Here is a 20538-nt window from a genome sequence, read left to right as displayed (position 1 = left end):
CAAAGCTAGTAAAAGTTGTCCAATAGGTCTTTTAGTTTTCTAGTGAATCAAGTACAATTAGTATTGTTTACTAGGCATTTGCCTAGAAAGAATTAGAATATTTAATGAGGGAGGGGAACGCAATGAAAAACAATCCACTTATTCCTTACACGCTTATCATGGCATTCGGTATAGCACTAATTTTCTTCATGTCATTTGAGGGTGCAGCTGATAAAAACAGTGCGGATGGTGATCATGCAGGCGAAACTGCTGAATTAAGCGGTGAAGATATCGCTCAAAAGAACTGTATTTCTTGTCACGGTGGAGATTTAACTGGTGGCGGGGGTCCTAGTATTGTTGGATTAGATGCAGAACATATTAAAGATGTAGCATTAAACGGTACTGAAAGCGGGGCAATGCCACCAATTCTTAAAAATGAAGCTGAGGCTGAAGCAGTAGCAGAATATATTTCTGGTCTGTAAAGATCATAAAAGTGTAGAAATTAGAGAAATCTATTTTCTGCACTTTTTTGATATGCAAATATTTGTTGGAAAGAGACGTTTTTATAAAAGTTCTATATAATATAGTTAGTTTGTGATATAGAAATGAGGATATTTAATATGAACGCACAAAAACTTTCAAAACGACTAGAAAAGGTTGCTTCATTTGTACCTACAGGGGCAGTTGTAGCTGATATTGGCAGTGACCATGCATACCTACCATGTTATTTAGTGCATAAAGGGATTGCTTCTCGTGCAGTAGCGGGCGAAGTAGTTAAGGGACCTTATGAATCAGCTGTTAAACAAGTACGGACAGAAGGTTTAACCGATAAAATTACAGTTCGGATGGCCGATGGTTTAGCTGCAGTAGAAGAAGGGGATGAGATAACTGCGGTAACAATTGCAGGAATGGGTGGCCCTTTAATCGTTTCAATTCTAGAAAAGCATCCACAGGCATTAAAAACGGTTACCCGCCTAATTTTACAGCCAAATATACATGCTAAAGCGATTCGGGAATGGGCGCTTGCGAATCGTTGGGCAATTCAGGACGAAGTGATTTTGGAAGAGGACGGCAAAGTTTATGAAGTGCTCGTTTTACAGCGCGGAGAAATGAAGTTAACGGAAGCAGAAATTTTACTTGGACCAAAATTAATGAGTACAAAATCACCCGTATTCGTACAGAAATGGTCGCGCGAAATCGCCAATTGGGAACGTGTTCAACAAGCGATTGCACAAGCGGAAAGCACGCCTGAAAATCAAGCAAAGCATGAAGAATTAACACACTTAATAAAACTGGTACAGGAGGCGATTGCGTGAAGTCAGTAAATGGCAACGAAATTATTCAACTGTTCGAATCATGGTCACCGAAAAAATATGCATGCATGCCTAATGACCCGATTGGATTGGCTATCGGAACATTAAATAAACCCGTCTCAAAAGTGCTTGTTACGTTAGACGTGACACATGAAGTGGTCGACGAAGCGATTGAAAATGGGTGTGAACTTATTATTGCCCATCACCCACCGATCTTCATGAAATTGTCCAATTTACGAACAGATAATCCGCAAGGCGCATTATATGAAAAATGTCTAAAAAACGATATTGCGGTATATGCAGCCCATACAAATTTAGATGTCGCACCAGGTGGGGTAAATGACTTATTGGCAGATGCTCTCCAATTGGAAGAGCGACGGATTTTAGATATTTCCTATGAGGAAAAAATGATGAAGCTTGCTGTTTTTGTTCCTGTTGACGATGCTGATGAGCTACGCGAAGTTTTAGCTAAAGCTGGAGCCGGACGATTAGGGAATTATGAAGCATGCAGCTACACATTGGCTGGTAAAGGACGTTTCCGCGCAGTAGAAGGAGCGGATCCTGCTGTAGGTGAAATAGGGGAACTGCATATAGAGCAGGAAGAGAAAGTTGAAGTTGTATTCCCGCAGTCGATGAAAAACAAAATATTAAAGGCTATGTTAAATAGTCATCCATATGAAGAGCCTGCGTATGATTTATTTACGATGGATGTTGCGACAAACGAAGAAGGATTGGGACGTATTGGAAAATTAAAAGAACCGATGACATTACGTGAATTCGCGGAATTTGTGAAGGTTCAATTAGATGTCCCTTGCCTACGTGCAGTTGGACCACTTGATCAGCCTGTGCAAAAGGTTGCTGTCGTCGGTGGTGACGGCAATAAGTACATCCGTACAGCAAAATTTGCAGGAGCCGATGTATTTGTAACAGGAGATATTGGCTTCCATATGGCTCAAAGTGCGGAAGTGGATGGCTTAAGCATTATTGATCCTGGTCATCATGTAGAAAAAGTGATGATTAAAGGAGTCGCAGAAAAAATGACGACTTTATGTACTGATAAAAAGTTAACTGTTGAGTTTCTTCAATCCAAAGTGCATACAGAGCCGTTTAAATTTATTTAGAATGTGATCTGGGAGTAAAATAAGCGGAGGAATTCCCCTTATTTTCAAAATTCCGTTCAAATTAAGTGAAATAAACGGAGGAATTCCGGTTATTTACATGAAATTCTGTAAATTACATGCTTTTTTAATCAATAGACGGAATATCTCCGCTTATTTTGGATATTTTTACGTTAAATTAATAAATAAGCGGAATTTGTCCGTCTATTTTACGCGCTATAGCAATAAAGCAGATCAAACTTTACTTATCCGTAAAATTTGATCTGCTTTTAATTTTAAATTAATTTCTTACTGGCTGCTGCATTAAATAAGGATACGAAACTACTAATCCTATTAAATAGATAACAACTAATAGATAGAGCGGGAGCAGGTGAATGAATGTTGTATAGCCGATTGCAAAATGTGTGCCGATACCTGCTAGAAAGGCGGGAAGGGCACCGAAAGCATACGTAAACCATAACCAACGTTCACCCGCACGGAATCCCCAAAGCGATAGACATAATACAAGGATGCCTACACTGATCAGTGCACTGCCAAAGCCAGCGCGGTCATGTGCAATTACTGGTATTAACATGTCGCTAATCGATTGCAGCATATCAACCGGCATACATAAAAAGCTAATATCAGTCGAGACAAAGACCTTTGTAATACCAATGAAGGAAATAACGATTCCGCCAGTCAACAATAAAAAGCCGAGCATAACGAATAGGAGTTGACCATACACACCGCGCATCCATATCCGGTCATTTGTGTCATGCCAAGAACGCGGGCTGCGGTTTGCCGTTTTGCTTTCTTGCCAGCTCAGTACATAGAGCGGCAGCAATAATAGCCAAAAAAGACCGTGTAGCCAATCAAAATAACCATAGCCTATAAATAATAAAATACCTAAAAACCCAGTAATCGCAGCACTATGAAAAGCTACTTTAGCCCAGTGCAGCTGACGCCTTATCCCAAAATAGGCAAGCGACATATATAGAATCCCTGCAGATATCATCGTGCCTGCGAGTGACATTCGATCATGTGCCATAAAGGCCAATATCTGTGGATTGATAAGATTTAATTGTTGGTGCGTTAAACCGATGAAAGATTCATCATAATTTAAAATGACGGTCGTAAGTGCAAAATATAGTGCGATGAAACCTCCAATTAAAATACCAAGTCCAAATAAAAATGACCAGTGCCAGTTCTGTGATGGGCTACGGGTCTCTTTTTCATAGAGTAGCCGTTCATGAATCCGTTTTGGTAAGCCGGGCCCTGCTTTTACATAACCTTCTGAAAGCATGATTAAATCTGCTCCAGACTCCTTTATACTCAGTGCCTGTGAAGGTGACTCTACTGCTCCGCTAGTTATGATAAGGGAATCAGGAAAGGAATTTTTTACATCCTTTACAGCCTGGTGCATTAAAGAGAAAGCGTTGCTATGTTCGCTATAACGGTCCTCAGAAGCTGTAATAGGGGCATCGATAATAAATCCACTCACTGCTCGTGGGACTTGCTCGATTGTCTTAGCAGAATCTGCTGAAATTATTTGATAGAGAGTTGCCCCTATGTCCGAATCAAGTTGTTCTATCTGACTCGCATATAAAAAGAACCCATCTACATACGGAGAAAGCTGTGTTATACATGTATATAAATCCTGCCTATTTAAGCTTTCGTCTAAGCGTGCAAACAGAGGGAAATGAATATTTTTAGTAATTACTAGTTTTAATGCATTTTTTAATAATACTTTTTCCTCTGTATGGGAAAAGGAAATTTGCTGTTCCTGCCACTTTGGTGGTAGTTGTCGTGCAGGCTTTTTAACTAAAATAGGACCAATTTCTATAAAACTTAAACCGAGTTCCTGAAAAGCCGTTACCCCAGTAAGTTGGGGGTCCAATTTACTGCTAAGACCAATAGGTGAATTAAAGTGAATACCGTTTACCTGTTGTTGCAAAAGCGGGCTAGTTCGGTTGTGACCTAAAAATTCGATGAGGCGCTTTCCGCCGGGAATAGAAGCAATGGTCCGCATGGAGTGATGGATGAATTGCCTACTGTTTTTCGCTTCCATCTTAGATAAAGCGATCTTTTTTAACGGATGATAGGACCAATCTGGCATTTGAAGTCACCCCATTCTCGTTTTATTTCCAGTTTACCATACGATAAAAGTAAATTTGAAAACGGATTTTATACAATAGTATAAGAAAAATCGATTACATCGCCGTTAAGCAATATAATCGATTTTTGTATTCTCCATTAATTAAAGAGGCATAATTTTTTCTACTGGCTTTGGTGTTTTGATTTTCGGTAAAATTTTATCTAACGTTACCGAGCGAACAATCTCGTGTGTCGCCGGGTCGTTCTTATCGAATTTTTCCAAAAATGCAATGACTTCTTTTACGATTGGTGTTGGTGTTGAAGCTCCTGCTGTAACCGCAACTGTTTCAACATTTTCCAACCACTCGATTTGAAGCTCTGAAATATCTGAAATACGGTATGATGGAGTACCTGCTATTTCCACTGATACTTGAGTTAAACGGTTAGAGTTGTTTGATTTTGGATCTCCAACAACGATTAATAAATCAGAAGCTCCGGCTTGGTCAGCTACTGCTTCTTGACGTACTTGTGTCGCTAAACAAATTTCTTTGTGTACTTCTACATGTGGAAATTTTTCTTTTAAACTATCCATTAGGAAAGCTACATCCCATTGACTCATTGTCGTTTGGTTTGTAACGAGAATTTTTTCGTTTTCAAATGATAGACTATCAATATCTTTCATCGATTGGACTAAGTGAACATGGTCCGGAGCTACACCAATAGCGCCTTCTGGTTCTGGATGTCCTTTTTTACCGATGTAAATAATGTCATAACCTTCTGCTGTTTTTTCACGAATTAAATCATGTGTAACCGTAACGTCCGGACATGTGGCATCAATCGATACCAATCCTTTACGCTTGGCAATTTCACGTATTTCCGGTGACACACCATGTGCCGTGAAAATTACAGTTCCTTCTTCCACTTGCTCTATAATATCTTTTCTGTTATCGCCATCAAGTGTAATAATACCGTCCTGTTCAAAAGCATCTGTTACATGTTTATTGTGGACAATCATACCTAAAATATAGATTGGTCTTGGTAATGAAGTGTCAAGTGCAGCATTGCGAGCGATTACCATAGCATCAACTACGCCATAGCAGTAACCACGCGGATTAATTTTAATAACTTTCATTTAACGTAACTCCTTTCAAAGCCCTGTAAGTTCATTATATAGGACGTATATACTTTATTCAAAGTTCGCTTACTGAATTTTAGTTTATTTCATAACAAATTATGAAGTTTGCTGGTAATGAAAAGCGGCTAAGCCTGAACCTGATGGAGATACAGATACTATATGAATTTGCTATAATGAAAGAAATGAATGGTATGTAAAGCGGGGGAGTGACATGGTGTTTTCTTTTTTTAAACGTAGCAAAACGAAAGAGTTAAAAAATCAGGTAGAGTTTTGCATGACAAATTTATCGCTCGGTGCAGCAGATGTATATGATGTATTGATCGAAAGAGATGATGTTGAAATTACTGAATCGGGCTGTACATCCAACTGTGAAATTTGTGAAGCCAATCTTTTTGCCATAGTTAATGGCGACATTATTAAAGCGGAAGATGCTGAGCAATTGCTGGCTTTAGTTGAAAAAGAATTGGAAGAAAACTCAGTCCTATATTAAGTTCAACTTGTTTTAAAAAATTTCAACAGGGAAGAAATATTACGTAAATGAAATATTAAATTTAGTTGTATTCACTAATAAATTTTTTCATTTAAAAATGTTCATCAGAGGAGTGTTTCTTTCATGACAAATGTTGAAAATAAACAAGTTGGCGGTACACCCGCTCAAACACAACCATCCCAACCTGGTATCGAAAGTGAAATGAATCCCTTACCCACGCAGCCTTATGAATATAAAGGCAGCGATAAGCTGAAAGGGAAAGTAGCAATTATTACAGGTGGAGACTCAGGTATTGGACGAGCTGTAGCAGTTGCTTATGCAAAAGAAGGTGCAAACCTTGTCATAAACTATTTGGAAAAAGAACAATCAGATGCAGAAGAAACAAAAAGCATCGTTGAAAAAGAAGGTATTAAAGCGATTTTGGTTGAAGGAGATATTGCAGACTATGAAACAAGTAAAAAGCTTGTTCAGTCAGCGGTTGATCATTTCGGTCAAATTAATATTGTTGTCAATAATGCAGCCGTACAATATCCGGTAGATTCATTTTTGGATATAACGGTAGAGCAATGGGATAAAACGTTCCGTACAAATATTGATAGTATGTTTTATTTAAGTAAGGAAGCCCTCCCACATTTGGGGCAAGGTGATTCCATTATATGTACGACATCCGTCAATGCATATAGAGGACATTCTATTTTAATCGATTATACAGCGACTAAAGGAGCTATCGTAGGCTTTGTAAGAAGTTTGGCACAAAATGTAGCTGATAAAGGCATTCGAGTTAATATGGTTGCCCCAGGTCCTATTTGGACGCCATTAATCCCATCAACTTTTGATGCAGGCCAAGTTGAGGAGTTTGGTACAGATACACCATTGAAACGACCTGGTCAACCGAGTGAACTGGCGGGATCGTATGTTTTATTGGCATCTCAGGATGGCTCATATATTACAGGACAGTGTATTCATGTAAACGGTGGAAGTATAATGAGCTCTTAAAAAAGAATAAATGATGAAATAACAAACTACCCCATATGCGAATTAGAGGTGACTCGTTAACTTAATTGACGAATCACCCTTAATTGGTCAAATATGGGGTAGTTTTTTTGTTGTCATTAGTCAAAGGGTGGCTGAAATATCATTGGTCGGGAAGGTTTTGTTGTTATAGGTTGCACCGGCTCAGGATTTTGTCTTGACCCTCTACCTCTGCCGGACCGTTCTCTCTGCGACCTTTCTCCAGGTGTTGTATCTCCCCTAGGACGTTCTGTTGGCATAGCAACAGTGGATGATTCAAGTGGATCCGGAGAATCTTTGAAACCTCTGTACATACGCCATAAAGCCGGTAAATTTTTAAACATTGGAGCAGCTTGCTGAATATAAGGGGTGAACTTTTGTGCATTATTAAATAAAGAGTTTGCTCCTGCTAAAAAACCTTCTAGCCTAGGTGCACCTGCTGCAGCACCAGCAACACCAGCAGCACCAGCCGCGGCAGCAGCACCGGCAGCATCCATAGGTATTTGTGGCGGCATTTGCATTGGCATTTGGTTCATCATTGGGTTCCGCATCATATATGGTGCATACATTGGGAAACGTGGTGCAACAGGTGCAGCAGGCATTTGATTCATCATACCTTGAGGTGGAAAATAATAGGGTGGGCGCATAATGAACTCCTTTCTTAAAGTCCTCATAAAATTTTCTATCAATTATGCCTCGGCGTAATTGCGGCCAGATTTTTTTAAGACACTAAAAACTTCTTAAAAAAGCTGTGACATGCGCCGGGGGTCTTTCTTCATTCAGCGGGCGATTTAGACACCTAGTGAACCCAACAAAAACAAGTACACATTAGCTACTTGAAGATGTGAGTAATTTTTCTGAATGAAGAAAATTCATCTCAACTGTTTGACGTTGAAACTATTTATAAGTTATGATATGCAGATGGTCACTTAAATGTACGAAACATGGTACAATAGGAATGATGTAAGGAGGTACGAAAAATGTCAAAATATACTGATTATCAATTCAAGCCATTTTTGCAGGACGCCATTGCAAAGCTTGGATTTACAGAACCGACACCAATTCAAAAAGAAATAATTCCACTCGTACTAAAAGGAAAGAGTGCGATTGGACAAGCTCATACAGGTACAGGGAAAACACATAGTTTTTTATTGCCAATTGTTGAGCGTATTGTAGAAGAAAAACAAGAAGTACAGGCCGTAATTACTTCACCAACACGTGAATTAGCCCAACAAATTTTTGATGCATTAAATCAACTTGTTGAAGGAACGGAAATTTCAACGAAGTTATTTATCGGAGGTACGGATAAACAACGTACTATTGACCGCCTAAAAACTCAACCACAAATTGTTGTTGGGACACCAGGGCGCATTAAAGATTTAGTGAAAGAAAATGCATTGCTTGTACACACAGCACCAATACTTGTAGTGGATGAAGCAGATTTAGCATTTGATATGGGATTCATTGAAGACATTGACGGATTTGCTTCCGCAATGCCTGAAAAGCTTGAAATGTTTGTGTTCTCCGCAACCATTCCAGAAAAATTAAAACCATTCCTAAAAAAATATATGGATGCACCTATCCATATTCATATGAATGACAAACGCCCAGTAGCTGAAGGAATTAACTTCCTATTAGTACCTGTGCGTTCTAAGTCACGTAATACCCGCTTGCTTGAAGTTATGAAAGCAATCAATCCATTTTTAGCTGTTATTTTCTGTAACACACGTAAAAATGCAGAGGCTGTAGCAAACTTCTTAGCTGAAGAAGGTATTCGTGCCGGTCAAATTCACGGAGATTTAAGTCCACGTGATCGTAAAAAAATGATGAAACAAGTTCGTGATTTAGAATTCCAATACATCGTTGCAACAGACTTGGCTGCACGTGGTATCGATATTCAAGGTATTTCACACGTTATTAACTACGAAATCCCGGAAGATTTAGAATTCTTCATTCACCGAGTGGGCCGTACAGCTCGTGCAGGTACAAAAGGAACAGCCATTACATTGTTCCAGCCTGAAGATGAGGATGCAGTAGTACGCATCGAAAAAATGGGTATTCCATTTGAGCAAAAAGATGTGAAAAATGGTGAGTGGGTTGACTTAAAAGACCGTCACCAACGTGCAAACCGTAAGACTGAGCGTAAGCAAGATGAAATCGATGTAAAAGCAAAAGCCCTCGTACGTAAGCCGAAGAAAGTAAAACCAGGCTATAAACGTAATATGAAGTGGGAAATGGAAAAAGTGAAGAAGCGCGAACGCCGTATTAAAGCGCGTCGTAATAATAGAGAACAATAAATAATTTTCGCAAGGGGCTGCTTAGAATGTATTTCTTTGCGGTCTCTTTTGTTTTTAATGGACAGTAAATTTGGAGGGAAGAGTAATGTTATTAGGTTCACATGTTTCGATGAGTGGTAAGAAAATGCTATTAGGCGCTAGTGAAGAAGCATTAAGCTATGGTGCCAATACATTTATGATTTATACGGGTGCACCTCAAAATACGCGCCGCAAGCCAATTGAAGAGCTTAACATTATGAAGGGCTTACTTCATATGCAGGAAAATGATATTTCGAATATTGTTGTGCATGCACCATACATTATTAACTTAGGCAATACGACGAAGCCTGAAACTTTTGAGCTAGGCGTAAATTTCCTGCAAGAAGAAATTAAACGAACAGCTGCATTAGAAGCGACACAAATTGTATTACATCCAGGTGCCCATGTTGGTGCAGGTGTCGATGAAGGTATCGCACGAATTGTAGAAGGCTTGAACGAAGTACTGACACAAGACTACCCTGTGCAAATTGCATTGGAAACTATGGCAGGCAAAGGCTCTGAAATCGGTCGTACATTTGAAGAATTAGCCCGCATTATAGACGGTGTAACGAATAATGAGCGTTTATCAATTTGTATGGATACATGTCATATTCACGACGCAGGTTATGATGTAGTGAATGATTTTGACGGTGTTTTAAATGAATTTGATAAAGTAATCGGGTTAGATCGTTTAAAAGTGATCCATATTAATGATTCAAAAAATGTGCGCGGTGCAGCAAAAGACCGTCATGAAAATATTGGATTTGGTGAAATTGGCTTTGATGCAATGAAATATATTGTTCATCATCCGCAACTAATGCATTTACCTAAAATATTGGAAACACCATTTGTCGGTATTGATGCAAAAAATAAAAAAGCACCTTATTTACATGAAATTGCAATGCTGCGTGATGGGGAATTCCGCCCAGCATTAATTGATGAATTGCGTAATTAATAAGAATTAATGAACATACTTTGCATAAATTTGATGCAAAGTATGTTTTTTTACATTTTTTTATTACATTATTTGCTATAATGAATTAACTGTAAATTTCAAAAAATTAAATGGAGGTATGTTATGAAAAAAGTTATACAACTCGTCATTTTATTTGCATTATTCTTTTCATTACCTATTCAAAGTTTCGCCTCTGTCAGTAGCGCTGTTACTTCGAACTTAGGGAAAAGTAATGCAGCGGTGACAATACGCGATATTGATAGTGGGAAAATTGTTTATTCTCAAAATGGAGATAAGCTTATGCGCCCAGCATCGAATATGAAATTAATTTCCGGTGGTGCAGCACTATCGATATTAGGGGAAGATTACCGTTTTACTACAGATTTATTTATTGACGGGAAGGTTGTCAACAATACGTTGAACGGCAATGTTTACATAAAAGGCAGTGGAGATCCGACATTAAATAAAGAGAGTTTTCAGGAGTTTGCTAAAATATTGAAGCGTAATGGCATACGGACTATTAACGGTCATGTAATAGGTGATGACACAGCCTTTTCCGGCAGTACATTACCGCCAGGAGTCGACAAAACGGATGAGACGTATTACTTCGGTGCCCGAACTTCAGCTATTACGATGTCTCAAAATGCTGACTTTGATGCGAGTACAATTATTATTACAGCAAAGCCTGGAAAAGTAGGGGCTAAACCAAGCTATTCAGTAGAACCGAATTTAAGTGGCATGGTGATTTCCAATCAGGCGAGAACTGTTAAAAAAGGCAATAAAAATACACTTACGATTAAACGGTCTTACAATACGAATCGCATTATTATTTCCGGAAACATTCCACAAGGCAGCAGTAAAAAAGAATGGGTAACATTGCAGGATCCTTCGAAAAACACGATGCAGGCAATTAAACTGACATGGCAAAGTGCAGGGATTAAGTTTTCAAAGGACTCAAAAGTTCAATTAGGTAAAGTGCCACAAAAGGCAAAGCTGCTTTACACGAATGAATCACGTACTTTAGCATCCATTTTCCCTGCATTTATGAAGCTGAGCAATAACAGTATTGCAGATATTCTCGTAAAAGCGATGGGCAAGGAGCAGCTAGGGGAAGGAAGCACGAAAAAGGGCGTAACGCTATTAAAGAGCTATGCAGAATCATTGGATATTCCTGTGGATAATTGGCGTATCGTAGATGGTTCAGGTTTGTCCAATTCAAATCTTGTGACGACAAATAGTTTGTCACAATTATTATTTAAAGTTCAAAAAGAACCTTATTTCAATACGTTTTATCGATCATTGCCAATCGCAGGTAACGATGAACGTTTTGTCGGAGGGACATTGCGCAAGCGTTTGACGAGCGCTAATTTACAAAATCGGATTTATGCGAAGACTGGATATATCCCAAATGTGTACACATTGTCAGGCTATATTAAAGGGCAAAGTGGAAAAGAATATATCTTCTCGATTTTATTGCATAACACTGCGAACGGAAATGCCTATATCGATCGTACAATGACAGCGCTTGTTAAAAACTTGTAGAGGTGTAATGAGATGAAAAAACTATTATTAACAGGGTTTGAGCCATTCCTGTCCAATCCGATTAACCCTACGATGGATATTGTACAGGCACTGAATGGGAAAACTATTGGACAATATGAAATAGTTGGGCATATACTATCCGTTAATTTTCAAAAAGCACCTGAACAATTTTTGAAGCTGATTGAAGAAGTACAGCCTACAATTATTGTTTCACTTGGATTAGCAGCAGGTATTGCGAAAATTTCGCCGGAACGTGTCGCCATCAATGTAAAGGATGGAGAAAAAGATAATGCAGGTCATGCATTTGAAGACGCACCAATCCGAGCAAATGGCGATGTTGCCTACTTGTCAACATTGCCTATACGAAAAATTGTCAATCGGTTAAATACGGCAGGGTATCCAGCAGCGATATCCAATTCAGCAGGGACGTACCTGTGCAATAACATTATGTATGAAGGCTTGTATTACGCAGCAAATCACGATTCGATTCGAGCCGCCGGGTTTATTCATATACCGGCGTCGTTTGATTTGGCGATCCAACATGGTCGAATCCCCGGCTGGTCTGGGCGTGATTTGGAGGCTGCAATAGAGCTTGCATTAGAAGAATGTATAGAAAACGTTTAATTGGACAATATTATTAAATAACTAAGCTTGGAAATTTATAAATGTTCTAAAACGAACTAAATATAAATTCCAAGCTTTTTATATTTGGCCTCAAAAGCCCTTCCGCTAAGATTAAAATCCGATTACTTTTCTTAGTTTTTTATATCTTTTAGAGCCGATCAGCTCTTCAATATCCTCCCGTACATTTTGCGGTATTCCGTAAATGCCCCAAGTAATGGAAGCATTACTTAAAATTTTTCGAAGCTTTTTAATTTCTTCAATAGAAAATTCAAGCTCCTGTTGTTTGGCAAACTTCTGTAGCTGTTTATCATTCATTCCCTTAAGATTTTCAAACCATTGTAACATTTGAATAGTCATCATCCTTTCAAGTTTATTTCCTTTACATGAACCAAAAAGTCTATTATACTAACATGATGTAAATCGTAATGATTTTGAATTAGAAAGAAGCGAACGATATGAAAAAATTACTAATTGAATTGAAGGATGTTTCATTTCAATATGAATACACACAAGCATTGAAAAATATTTCTTTAAGTGTTCATGAGGGCGACTTTTTGGCGTTACTGGGGCAAAATGGCTCTGGAAAATCGACACTTTTAAAATTAATTTTAGGTCTATTGAAGCCAATGTCTGGAGAAATTAAATTATTTGGCGAACCATCCAATCACTTTAAGCACCGTGAATGGATTGGCTATGTGTCGCAAAAGTCCAATGCCTTTAATTCCGGCTTCCCTGCAACCGTTGAAGAAGTTGTAAAAAGCGGTTTGGTCCAAAAGGTTGGATTATTTAAACGCTATCCAAAAGATGCGGACATTTTAGTGAAGGGTGCTTTAAAGGATGTCGGTATGGAAAAATATTTAAAGCGTAATATTGGGCAGCTTTCCGGTGGCCAACAGCAGCGCGTATTTATCGCACGTGCTTTAGTGTCAGACCCTAAGCTCCTTATTTTAGATGAACCTACAGTTGGAATTGACCGCGAAAATGTGCAGGCATTCTATGATATGCTTGCACACTTAAATAAGCATCACAATATGACGATGATTTTAGTTACGCATGATGTTGATACAGTTTCGGATCGTGTCAGTCATGTAGCGTGCCTAAATCAATCGATCCATTTCCACGGATATAAAAATGATTTTGATACAATTTCGGAAGAACAGATCGCTAGCTGGAACGGTCACTCTGTTCGAAAGATTCATTAAGGAGTAGACCGCCGTTATGATAGAAGCAATATTAAACTATGAATTTTTACAAAATGCCTTTTTCTCGGGATTGATTATTGGCGTGATTGCACCGCTTCTTGGAGTGTTCATCGTTGTTCGTCGATTGTCGTTAATAGCAGATGCTTTATCACATGTAACACTTGCCGGTATTGCCGGAAGTCTTTACTTAAGTCAGTCATTTGCAGGGCTGGCATTGCTAAACCCTATTTATCTAGGTATTGTGGCATCTGTAAGTGGCTCGATATTGATTGAGCGTTTACGTCGACTGTATAAACATTATGAAGAACTTGCAATTCCGATTATTATGTCAGGTGGTATCGGAATTAGCGCGATTTTAATTTCATTGGCAAGTGGCTTTAATACGGATCTGATGAGTTATTTATTCGGCTCAGTTTCCGCTGTATCGCGCCAGGATTTGTATGTAGTGATGGCGATTGCAGTCGTTGTCGTATTATTTTTAGTGCTGTTTTTTAAAGAGCTCTTTGTTTTATCGTTTGACGAAGAATATGCTAAAGCGAGTGGCTTACCTGCAAAGTGGATTCATCTATTGTTTATGGTTGTCGTCGCATTAGTCATTGCCGCAAGTATGCGTATCGTAGGAATTCTACTTGTCTCAAGCCTAATGACATTACCGGTAGCTGCTGCAATGCGGTTGGCCCGTGGATTTAAAGAAGCCATTATTTTGGCCATTGTATTTGGAGAACTGGCAGTAATTATTGGATTGATTTCTGCATTTTACTTAAACTTAGCACCTGGTGGAACAATTGTTGTCACGTCAATCATTATTTTATTGTTAGTTATATTTATCAAAAAAATTGTGTTAAAAGTATCGATTAAATCGAAAGGGGAAGAAGTACTGTGAATGCAACGCGCGCGTGGGAAATATTAAAGGAAAACGGCTATAAAAAGACCGATAAAAGAGAATTGATTTTGGATATGTTTGCAGCTACTGATAAATATTTGACTGCCCGTGATTTGCTGTCAGTATTGAAAAAGGATTTCCCTGGGATGAGCTTCGATACGATCTACCGTAACTTAGCGACTTTTGTTGAGCTTGATATTTTGGAAGAAACGGAATTAAACGGCGAGCGCAATTTCCGCATGCATTGTGAATCAGACCACCATCATCATCATTTTATTTGCCGTGATTGCGGTAAAGTAAAAGAGCTGTCCGTCTGTCCAATGGAAATGCTTGGTGAAAAGTTGCCGGGGTATACTGTAGAAGCGCATAAATTTGAGATTTATGGCAAATGTCCTGAATGTTTATAAAATTTAGTTTGCATAAAGTTTTTTATATGCTAAAGTGATAAAGACAAATTGAATAGATTTGCAGGAAAAAGATGCATGATGCATAAATGGGAATTCGGTGTAAATCCGAAGCTATATCCGTAACTGTAAGCGTTGATGAAAATAAGTGTAATACCACTGCTAATATAGCGGGAAGGTACTTATGAGTAAAGTGAAACGCAGAGCCAGGAGACCAATCTTTTTCTTATCGTAACATCCCTCTTCGGAATTAAAGAGAATGTACGGCAATCACTGATCGAATGAGCGTTTTGCACCCTTTTATTGATTTTTGAAGCCATCCATTTTCTTATGGGTGGCTTTTTTTCGTTCACTCAATAATTGCGAGGAGGTACTACTTGAAGTGAGGAGAACTTTATGAAAAAGGATATTCGTTATTCCTGCTATCCGTTTATGCGGGAAAAATCAAGCTGTGTTGACTACGAGATTCGGACAGATTCTTTAACAACAAGAATTGGCGCAGTATTTCCAACATTAGTCGATGATGTATTAGGTCAGATTGTGCTTGAAGATTTAAAGAAAATTCAACCATTAGCCTATCATGCTAATGGTTCGGTCCGCGGTAAATTAGCCATTACATCAGAAGATTTAAAATGGTTAAGCGATCGATACGATTTTTATGTAAGTGAAGTCGGGGAAACGATTCAGCAGTTTGTCTTGCCACAAGGAATCGAAAGTGCCGCAAGACTTCATATTTGCCGCAGTGAGGCGAAAAAGTCTTACAGAGCATTACATAAAGTAAGCGAAGATAGAGAAGTGGATGAAATTCTGTTTGATTTTCTAGGGCTGCTTGCCAATGTATTTTTTGTCATGGCGGTCTATATGAATCAACAGCATCACCAAGAAGAAATTCCATTCATCTCAAAATCTTATCCAACAAAAAAGAAAAAAGGAGTTACAACAAATGAAATTGAATAACAAATGGGTAGTTGCTTTAGCAGCAACTTTATTATTAGCAGCATGTGGATCAGATGAGGGAAAAACAGATATGGACGTTAAAAATGAGGAGCAAGCTGCATCCAAAAATGATGGCGCTCCTTATACAGTTGTCGATGACCGTGGTGTTGAGGTAACATTTGATGAAGTCCCGGAAACGATTATTTCATTACAGCCAAGCAATACAGAAATTTTGTTTGAACTAGGGGTAGGTGAACAAATTATTGGTGCAACGGACTTTGATACATATCCGGAAGCAGCACAAAAAATTGAACGTGTTTCAACGTCTACAGCCATTAATGCAGAACGAATTTTGGAATTGGATCCGGATGTAGTTGTGGCATATACAATTGGGGAGGAAGCACAAATTGCTCAACTGGAAGATGCGGGTCTGAAAGTATTTGTTATTGCTTCTGCCACGACATTCGATGATGTTTACTCAGATATTATTCAGTTGTCTGAAGTTATGGATATCGAAGAAAAAGGTGAAGAAGTTGTAGCCGATATTAAAGCACAGATTAAGACAGTACAAGAAAAAACAGCAACAATCGATACGAAGAAAAAAGTGTATTACGAAGTGTCCCCAGCTCCGGATCTTTGGACAACCGGCAACAGTACTTTCCAGCAAGAAATAATGGATTATGCGAATATCGAAAATATCTATGCTGATCAGACGAGCTGGATTAGTGTGACAGAAGAGGATGTTATTACTCGCAATCCCGAAATTATTATTTCACCTGCAACTTATATGGAAAATGCGGTTGAAGAAATTATAGGACGCACAGGCTGGAATAAAATACAAGCAGTCAAGGAGCGGGCAGTTTACTTAGTGGACGGAGATATCATGTCACGTCCTGGACCGCGTATTGGTGAAGCCGTTGAAATTATGGCACAATCAGTATACCCAGAGCTGTTTAAATAGTTATAGAATAGAAGAACATGCCTTAGTTGGGCATGTTCTTTTTGAACTGGAAAGGAGGCATACGATTGATTTTTATAACAGGTGGTGTACGCAGCGGAAAAAGTGCATTTGCAGAGAACTATGCGAGGCAGTTAGGCGAAAATAAGTCGCTTTACTATGTCGCTACGGGAGTATCGTTTGATGATGAAATGAAAAAACGGATTGTCCGTCATCAGCGGGACCGTCAAAACCAAAACGCTAACTGGGACACGGTGGAAATGCAAGTACAGATTCCTTTAACAATTCAACAGCTTTCAAAAGAGGCAGTCGTGCTTTTTGAATGTGTGACAACCTGGCTTTCAAATGTACTTTTCAATTATGAAGCAGAAGGAAAAAATAGCGAATATATCAATAATTGTATTGAATCGCTGCAAAAGCAATTGCTAGCTTGGCATCAGCATGGTGCTACAATAATAGTTGTATCAAATGAAGTGTTAGACGAATTGCCTTCACATTATGATGAGGTAAATTTATATCGTAAACTGTTGGGAAAACTTCATCAGTGGATTGTCCAACATAGCGATGAAGCATATGAAGTACAATATCAGCTTGTACAGCGGTGGAAGTAAGGAGTGGGCAAGTTGAAAAACAGCTTTACAGGATTTTTATTAGCATGGCAATTTTTCTCGGCAATCCCAATTAAGAAGCAGCTTGATATGAATGCCAAGTCGGTTACATGGATGTACGCCTTCTTACCGATTGTTGGTTTACTCATCGGTTCAATAATAAGTGGTGGCATTTTTATCATCTCAAGTTATAGTGACATTTCGAGTCTACTATTGGCGATTTTAATTGTAATTATGTTCATTATTCTAACAGGCGGTCTGCATTTAGATGGCTGGATAGATATGAGCGACGCCTTTTTTTCCTATGGTGAAAAAGAAAAACGATTGGAAATTTTGGATGATCCACGTACAGGTGCTTTCGGTGTCATCAGTGTTTTTTGCTTATTGCTGTTAAAAGTCGGTGTTATTTATGAAATGCTTTTAAATGGTCATGAGGAGATTATTGCCTTTATTATTTTTATCCCTTTTATTGCCCGTTTAGGGATGCTGATTTATTTTTTTACGATGCAACCGGCCAAGCAGACAGGGCTCGCAGCTTATTTTAAATCCATTATCATTTCAAAGAAATTAATGCTAATAATAAGTATTTTTTCTTTAGCATTATTTGCAGTTTGGATTTATTTTTCGATGTACAGCTTGTTTATTTTAGTAATTGTTATGCTACTATCACTTATCTTTTACAGGAAATGGTCGCAAAAGCATTTTGGCGGGATGAGCGGTGATTTACTCGGTGCTTTAGGAGAAGGTTTGGAGGTTGTGCTATGGGTGACGGTGTTACTTTGCATTTAATTCGTCATGAAAAGACAAAAGCGAATATAGAGAAAAAATATATTGGCTGGACAGATGAGCCGATTCTAAAAAAGGTACAGGCACAGGCACCGATCCATACAAATGAAGTATTTGGAAGTGATTTGTTACGGTGCCGAGAAACAGCACAATGTTATTTTCCACATGCTACATATATCCAGAATGAAAAATTGCGGGAGCTGAATTTCGGTGATTTTGAAATGTGCACATATGAACAACTCCAGCATAATCACATTTACCGGACATGGATTGATGATCCGGTAAATACGCCAATTCCTAACGGGGAGCACTTTTTACAGTTTCAACAGCGTGTTTTAACGGGTGTTCATGAAATTGTACAACAAGAGAAAGAATATACATTAATCATTCATGGTGGTGTCATTCGGATACTGCTTGCGAAATACGGTATTACGGAGCAGACGTTTCAGCAAACGATTGCCAACCACCGAACAATTTATACGCTTAGCTGGGGTTCGATTGAAGACTTTATAGGAGGTGCAAGATGTTCATTATACTCGGAGGAGCACATAACGGTAAACGAGCATATGTAGAAGATTTAGTTGCACAATTACCTACAAAAGAGCTTGTCAAATACGAGGGGGTATTACCTCGGATAGAGGAAGTAACTGGAGATAAACGATTTATTATTAGCAATTTCGAACAGATTGTTTTACCGCATCTTCATCAACCGGAGGAGCAGGTTGCACAGCAGATTTTTGAGCATATTGCCGAAATTTCCGCACTCGCTGAAGTATTTTGTATTTGTACAGATACGAGCAGGGGGGTAGTGCCGCTTGAAAAGGAAGCACGACAATTAAGAGATACTTGTGGTCGACTATACCAAAAGCTTTGTAGCGAAGGGCATACGGTTGTTCGTGTATGGTACGGTATTCCACAAATTTTAAAAGGAGCACATTATGGACAAAACTAAATTACGTTTCATTATTTTAACCGCTTTAATCGCTGCAATGTGTGCGATTGGAAGTTTTATTAAAATACCGGTAGGCGTTGTTGCAACAGCGGCACTGGATTCGGCTCCAGCATTTATTAGTGCGATTTTTTTACCGCCTATTTTCGCAGGCGCAGCAGGAGCACTCGGTCATATTGCAACAGGACTTACATCTGGCTTTCCATTAGGTGTTTTCCATATCATTATTGCAGTGGAGATGTTCATTATTGTCGCAATTTTCGCTGTAATGCATCGAAAAGGATTGCATATTTCAAAGTGGATATTTGTTGTGATTGGAAATGGGGTTATTGCACCTTTACCATTTTACTTCCTTATTTCACCGGCATTTTATATCGGATCCATTGCTTCACTTTCTATTGCAACATTCGTGAACTGTCTCATTGCCATCGTCGTAATGCCAGTCATTAAAAATGTAGTACAGCGTGTTGGGGTGAACGCATGAGAAACGCGATCGAAGTAAACGGGTTAATCGTAACAATCGATAATTCAGGATGTATTGGAACAAAAGAGCATGATCTTGTGAAAGTGCCAAATGAAATTACCGCATATTTTACAGCACGTACCGCCATTTTGGAGCAGTTATGTGCGGGGGCAATTCCTGTGCAGTTATTAATGGCCAACTTTTCGGGTGACAACGTATGGAATGAGTATGCAGAAGGGTTTAAAAAGGCATTTAATGAAATGGCTTTAAATATGCCACCATTGACAGGTTCCAGTGAAACGAATTTTTCCGCTTTGCAGTCGGCTGTTTCCTTAACAATAATAGGGGAAAAGCAATTTAGCGGTGATCGGACGAACTGCCTTTATTATATTGTCGGTGAACCGCTAGTCGGTAACGATGTAGTGGAAAACCTTGACAAAATTGCTAACTTAAAAGAGTTGTTTGAAGGTTTACAAAGTGGGATCATTGAAGCAATCTGGCCTACAGGTTCAAAAGGAATTGGTACCGAAATTAAGCGCTTTATCGGTGAAGAATACAGTGCAGCAATCAATTTAGAAGCGTCGGCCGGACCATCATGTGCTGTGCTAGTCGCAGTAAAAAAAGAATATGAAGAAACTTTTAAAAAGAATATGACAGCACCTTTAACTGAAATTGTAGAAATGAATTAATTTTAAATGATGAAATATGCTCGAAAACTATTAGAACTGCTAGTAAAAAATATTTTTTGTTTAAAATTAAAAAATACTAAATATTCTAAAAATAAAGTGGTATGA

24 protein-coding genes and 1 riboswitch are annotated in these 20538 nt (G+C 38.6%); of the genes, 20 read left to right on the top strand and 4 right to left on the bottom strand.

Going from position 1 to position 20538, the window contains the following annotated elements; all coding sequences use genetic code 11:
* Nucleotides 1-122 precede the first annotated feature (122 nt).
* The 3 genes from H9635_RS00990 to H9635_RS00980 all read left to right on the top strand — a co-directional run bounded on the left by H9635_RS00990 (nt 123) and on the right by H9635_RS00980 (nt 2413).
* A complete protein-coding gene (locus H9635_RS00990) occupies nt 123-461 on the top strand; it encodes a c-type cytochrome (protein ID WP_191698280.1) in 339 nt (112 codons plus the stop codon).
* Nucleotides 462-599: 138 nt separating this feature from the next.
* Nucleotides 600-1295 (top strand): tRNA (adenine(22)-N(1))-methyltransferase, encoded by a 696-nt coding sequence (locus H9635_RS00985; RefSeq protein ID WP_191698279.1) that lies wholly within the window; start codon nt 600-602, stop codon nt 1293-1295.
* Nucleotides 1292-2413, top strand: coding sequence for a Nif3-like dinuclear metal center hexameric protein (locus tag H9635_RS00980; RefSeq protein ID WP_191698278.1), 1122 nt, complete (start codon nt 1292-1294; stop codon nt 2411-2413). The genes H9635_RS00985 and H9635_RS00980 overlap by 4 nt, the downstream gene beginning before the upstream one ends.
* 277 nt (nt 2414-2690) lie before the next feature.
* Here the strand turns inward: H9635_RS00980 and H9635_RS00975 are convergent, their stop codons facing one another.
* Nucleotides 2691-4505 carry a beta/alpha barrel domain-containing protein gene (locus tag H9635_RS00975; RefSeq protein ID WP_191698277.1) on the bottom strand — a complete coding sequence of 605 codons (1815 nt, stop codon included), beginning with the start codon at nt 4503-4505 and terminating at the stop codon, nt 2691-2693.
* A gap of 141 nt (nt 4506-4646) precedes the next feature.
* Complete coding sequence (locus H9635_RS00970) at nt 4647-5615, bottom strand: 4-hydroxy-3-methylbut-2-enyl diphosphate reductase (RefSeq protein WP_191698276.1); 969 nt, start codon at nt 5613-5615, stop codon at nt 4647-4649.
* A gap of 214 nt (nt 5616-5829) precedes the next feature.
* Here H9635_RS00970 and H9635_RS00965 point away from each other — a divergent pair, with 214 nt between their 5' ends.
* Nucleotides 5830-6108: a DUF1450 domain-containing protein gene (locus tag H9635_RS00965; RefSeq protein ID WP_191698275.1), complete on the top strand. Its 279-nt coding sequence runs from the start codon at nt 5830-5832 to the stop codon at nt 6106-6108.
* A 123-nt stretch (nt 6109-6231) separates the two neighbouring features.
* Nucleotides 6232-7104, top strand: coding sequence for an SDR family oxidoreductase (locus H9635_RS00960; protein WP_191698274.1), 873 nt, complete (start codon nt 6232-6234; stop codon nt 7102-7104).
* Between the two features lie 116 nt (nt 7105-7220).
* On the opposite strand, the gene vrrA is transcribed toward H9635_RS00960, so the two are convergent.
* On the bottom strand, nt 7221-7766 hold the full coding sequence (vrrA, locus tag H9635_RS00955) for a VrrA/YqfQ family protein (protein WP_191698273.1): 546 nt from the start codon (nt 7764-7766) through the stop codon (nt 7221-7223).
* Nucleotides 7767-8099: 333 nt separating this feature from the next.
* Between vrrA and H9635_RS00950 the strand changes: the two genes are divergently transcribed.
* The 4 genes from H9635_RS00950 to H9635_RS00935 all read left to right on the top strand — a co-directional run bounded on the left by H9635_RS00950 (nt 8100) and on the right by H9635_RS00935 (nt 12555).
* A complete protein-coding gene (locus H9635_RS00950) occupies nt 8100-9416 on the top strand; it encodes a DEAD/DEAH box helicase (RefSeq protein ID WP_191698272.1) in 1317 nt (438 codons plus the stop codon).
* An 85-nt stretch (nt 9417-9501) separates the two neighbouring features.
* Nucleotides 9502-10389 carry a deoxyribonuclease IV gene (locus H9635_RS00945; protein WP_191698271.1) on the top strand — a complete coding sequence of 296 codons (888 nt, stop codon included), beginning with the start codon at nt 9502-9504 and terminating at the stop codon, nt 10387-10389.
* 123 nt (nt 10390-10512) lie between these two features.
* Nucleotides 10513-11931 carry a D-alanyl-D-alanine carboxypeptidase/D-alanyl-D-alanine endopeptidase gene (dacB, locus tag H9635_RS00940; RefSeq protein ID WP_191698270.1) on the top strand — a complete coding sequence of 473 codons (1419 nt, stop codon included), beginning with the start codon at nt 10513-10515 and terminating at the stop codon, nt 11929-11931.
* Between the two features lie 12 nt (nt 11932-11943).
* Nucleotides 11944-12555 carry a pyroglutamyl-peptidase I gene (locus H9635_RS00935; protein ID WP_191698269.1) on the top strand — a complete coding sequence of 204 codons (612 nt, stop codon included), beginning with the start codon at nt 11944-11946 and terminating at the stop codon, nt 12553-12555.
* A 111-nt stretch (nt 12556-12666) separates the two neighbouring features.
* Here H9635_RS00935 and H9635_RS00930 read toward each other — a convergent pair whose 3' ends face one another.
* Nucleotides 12667-12900, bottom strand: coding sequence for an isopropylmalate synthase (locus H9635_RS00930; protein WP_191698268.1), 234 nt, complete (start codon nt 12898-12900; stop codon nt 12667-12669).
* Nucleotides 12901-13010: 110 nt separating this feature from the next.
* Here H9635_RS00930 and H9635_RS00925 point away from each other — a divergent pair, with 110 nt between their 5' ends.
* From H9635_RS00925 to H9635_RS00875, 11 genes are all read left to right on the top strand, one after another.
* A complete protein-coding gene (locus H9635_RS00925; protein ID WP_191698267.1) occupies nt 13011-13757 on the top strand; it encodes a metal ABC transporter ATP-binding protein in 747 nt (248 codons plus the stop codon).
* A 16-nt stretch (nt 13758-13773) separates the two neighbouring features.
* The gene (locus tag H9635_RS00920; protein ID WP_191698266.1) at nt 13774-14640 is read left to right on the top strand and encodes a metal ABC transporter permease; all 867 of its coding nucleotides are present in this window, start codon (nt 13774-13776) and stop codon (nt 14638-14640) included.
* Nucleotides 14637-15047 (top strand): Fur family transcriptional regulator, encoded by a 411-nt coding sequence (locus H9635_RS00915; protein WP_191698265.1) that lies wholly within the window; start codon nt 14637-14639, stop codon nt 15045-15047. Before H9635_RS00920 ends, H9635_RS00915 begins: the two co-directional genes overlap by 4 nt.
* Nucleotides 15048-15099: 52 nt before the next feature.
* A riboswitch (cobalamin riboswitch) is annotated at nt 15100-15281 on the top strand.
* A gap of 159 nt (nt 15282-15440) precedes the next feature.
* The gene (locus H9635_RS00910) at nt 15441-16001 is read left to right on the top strand and encodes a hypothetical protein (protein WP_191698264.1); all 561 of its coding nucleotides are present in this window, start codon (nt 15441-15443) and stop codon (nt 15999-16001) included.
* Nucleotides 15988-16941, top strand: coding sequence for an ABC transporter substrate-binding protein (locus tag H9635_RS00905; protein ID WP_191698263.1), 954 nt, complete (start codon nt 15988-15990; stop codon nt 16939-16941). Before H9635_RS00910 ends, H9635_RS00905 begins: the two co-directional genes overlap by 14 nt.
* A 65-nt stretch (nt 16942-17006) precedes the next feature.
* On the top strand, nt 17007-17549 hold the full coding sequence (locus H9635_RS00900) for a bifunctional adenosylcobinamide kinase/adenosylcobinamide-phosphate guanylyltransferase (protein WP_191698262.1): 543 nt from the start codon (nt 17007-17009) through the stop codon (nt 17547-17549).
* Nucleotides 17550-17561: 12 nt separating this feature from the next.
* Entirely contained in the window at nt 17562-18335 is a 774-nt protein-coding gene (gene cobS / locus H9635_RS00895) for an adenosylcobinamide-GDP ribazoletransferase (RefSeq protein ID WP_191698261.1), read from the top strand.
* Entirely contained in the window at nt 18308-18904 is a 597-nt protein-coding gene (locus H9635_RS00890) for a histidine phosphatase family protein (RefSeq protein ID WP_191698260.1), read from the top strand. The genes cobS and H9635_RS00890 overlap by 28 nt, the downstream gene beginning before the upstream one ends.
* Nucleotides 18856-19284 (top strand): bifunctional adenosylcobinamide kinase/adenosylcobinamide-phosphate guanylyltransferase, encoded by a 429-nt coding sequence (locus H9635_RS00885; RefSeq protein ID WP_191698259.1) that lies wholly within the window; start codon nt 18856-18858, stop codon nt 19282-19284. Before H9635_RS00890 ends, H9635_RS00885 begins: the two co-directional genes overlap by 49 nt.
* Nucleotides 19271-19765, top strand: a complete 495-nt coding sequence (locus H9635_RS00880; RefSeq protein ID WP_191698258.1) for an ECF transporter S component — start codon at nt 19271-19273, stop codon at nt 19763-19765. Before H9635_RS00885 ends, H9635_RS00880 begins: the two co-directional genes overlap by 14 nt.
* Entirely contained in the window at nt 19762-20433 is a 672-nt protein-coding gene (locus tag H9635_RS00875) for a hypothetical protein (protein WP_191698257.1), read from the top strand. Before H9635_RS00880 ends, H9635_RS00875 begins: the two co-directional genes overlap by 4 nt.
* The last annotated feature ends 105 nt before the right edge of the window (nt 20434-20538 follow it).

This window comes from Solibacillus faecavium (assembly GCF_014836905.1).
Lineage (GTDB): Bacteria > Bacillota > Bacilli > Bacillales_A > Planococcaceae > Solibacillus > Solibacillus faecavium.
The sequence above is the reverse complement of the archived record's forward strand: the minus strand, read 5'-3'. Positions and strand labels throughout refer to the sequence as shown.

Bases quoted from the DNA above. Each gene is read 5' to 3' on its own strand.
- H9635_RS00890 (WP_191698260.1), top strand. From the start codon at position 18,308: ATGGGTGACGGTGTTACTTTGCATTTAATTCGTCATGAAAAGACAAAA.
- dacB (WP_191698270.1), top strand. From the start codon at position 10,513: ATGAAAAAAGTTATACAACTCGTCATTTTATTTGCATTATTCTTTTCA.
- H9635_RS00920 (WP_191698266.1), top strand. From the start codon at position 13,774: ATGATAGAAGCAATATTAAACTATGAATTTTTACAAAATGCCTTTTTC.
- H9635_RS00910 (WP_191698264.1), top strand. From the start codon at position 15,441: ATGAAAAAGGATATTCGTTATTCCTGCTATCCGTTTATGCGGGAAAAA.
- H9635_RS00965 (WP_191698275.1), top strand. From the start codon at position 5,830: ATGGTGTTTTCTTTTTTTAAACGTAGCAAAACGAAAGAGTTAAAAAAT.
- vrrA (WP_191698273.1), bottom strand. From the start codon at position 7,766: ATGCGCCCACCCTATTATTTTCCACCTCAAGGTATGATGAATCAAATG.
- H9635_RS00925 (WP_191698267.1), top strand. From the start codon at position 13,011: ATGAAAAAATTACTAATTGAATTGAAGGATGTTTCATTTCAATATGAA.
- H9635_RS00985 (WP_191698279.1), top strand. From the start codon at position 600: ATGAACGCACAAAAACTTTCAAAACGACTAGAAAAGGTTGCTTCATTT.
- H9635_RS00880 (WP_191698258.1), top strand. From the start codon at position 19,271: ATGGACAAAACTAAATTACGTTTCATTATTTTAACCGCTTTAATCGCT.
- H9635_RS00905 (WP_191698263.1), top strand. From the start codon at position 15,988: ATGAAATTGAATAACAAATGGGTAGTTGCTTTAGCAGCAACTTTATTA.
- H9635_RS00990 (WP_191698280.1), top strand. From the start codon at position 123: ATGAAAAACAATCCACTTATTCCTTACACGCTTATCATGGCATTCGGT.
- H9635_RS00930 (WP_191698268.1), bottom strand. From the start codon at position 12,900: ATGTTACAATGGTTTGAAAATCTTAAGGGAATGAATGATAAACAGCTA.
- H9635_RS00945 (WP_191698271.1), top strand. From the start codon at position 9,502: ATGTTATTAGGTTCACATGTTTCGATGAGTGGTAAGAAAATGCTATTA.
- H9635_RS00950 (WP_191698272.1), top strand. From the start codon at position 8,100: ATGTCAAAATATACTGATTATCAATTCAAGCCATTTTTGCAGGACGCC.
- H9635_RS00935 (WP_191698269.1), top strand. From the start codon at position 11,944: ATGAAAAAACTATTATTAACAGGGTTTGAGCCATTCCTGTCCAATCCG.
- H9635_RS00885 (WP_191698259.1), top strand. From the start codon at position 18,856: ATGTTCATTATACTCGGAGGAGCACATAACGGTAAACGAGCATATGTA.
- H9635_RS00875 (WP_191698257.1), top strand. From the start codon at position 19,762: ATGAGAAACGCGATCGAAGTAAACGGGTTAATCGTAACAATCGATAAT.
- H9635_RS00960 (WP_191698274.1), top strand. From the start codon at position 6,232: ATGACAAATGTTGAAAATAAACAAGTTGGCGGTACACCCGCTCAAACA.
- H9635_RS00975 (WP_191698277.1), bottom strand. From the start codon at position 4,505: ATGCCAGATTGGTCCTATCATCCGTTAAAAAAGATCGCTTTATCTAAG.
- H9635_RS00970 (WP_191698276.1), bottom strand. From the start codon at position 5,615: ATGAAAGTTATTAAAATTAATCCGCGTGGTTACTGCTATGGCGTAGTT.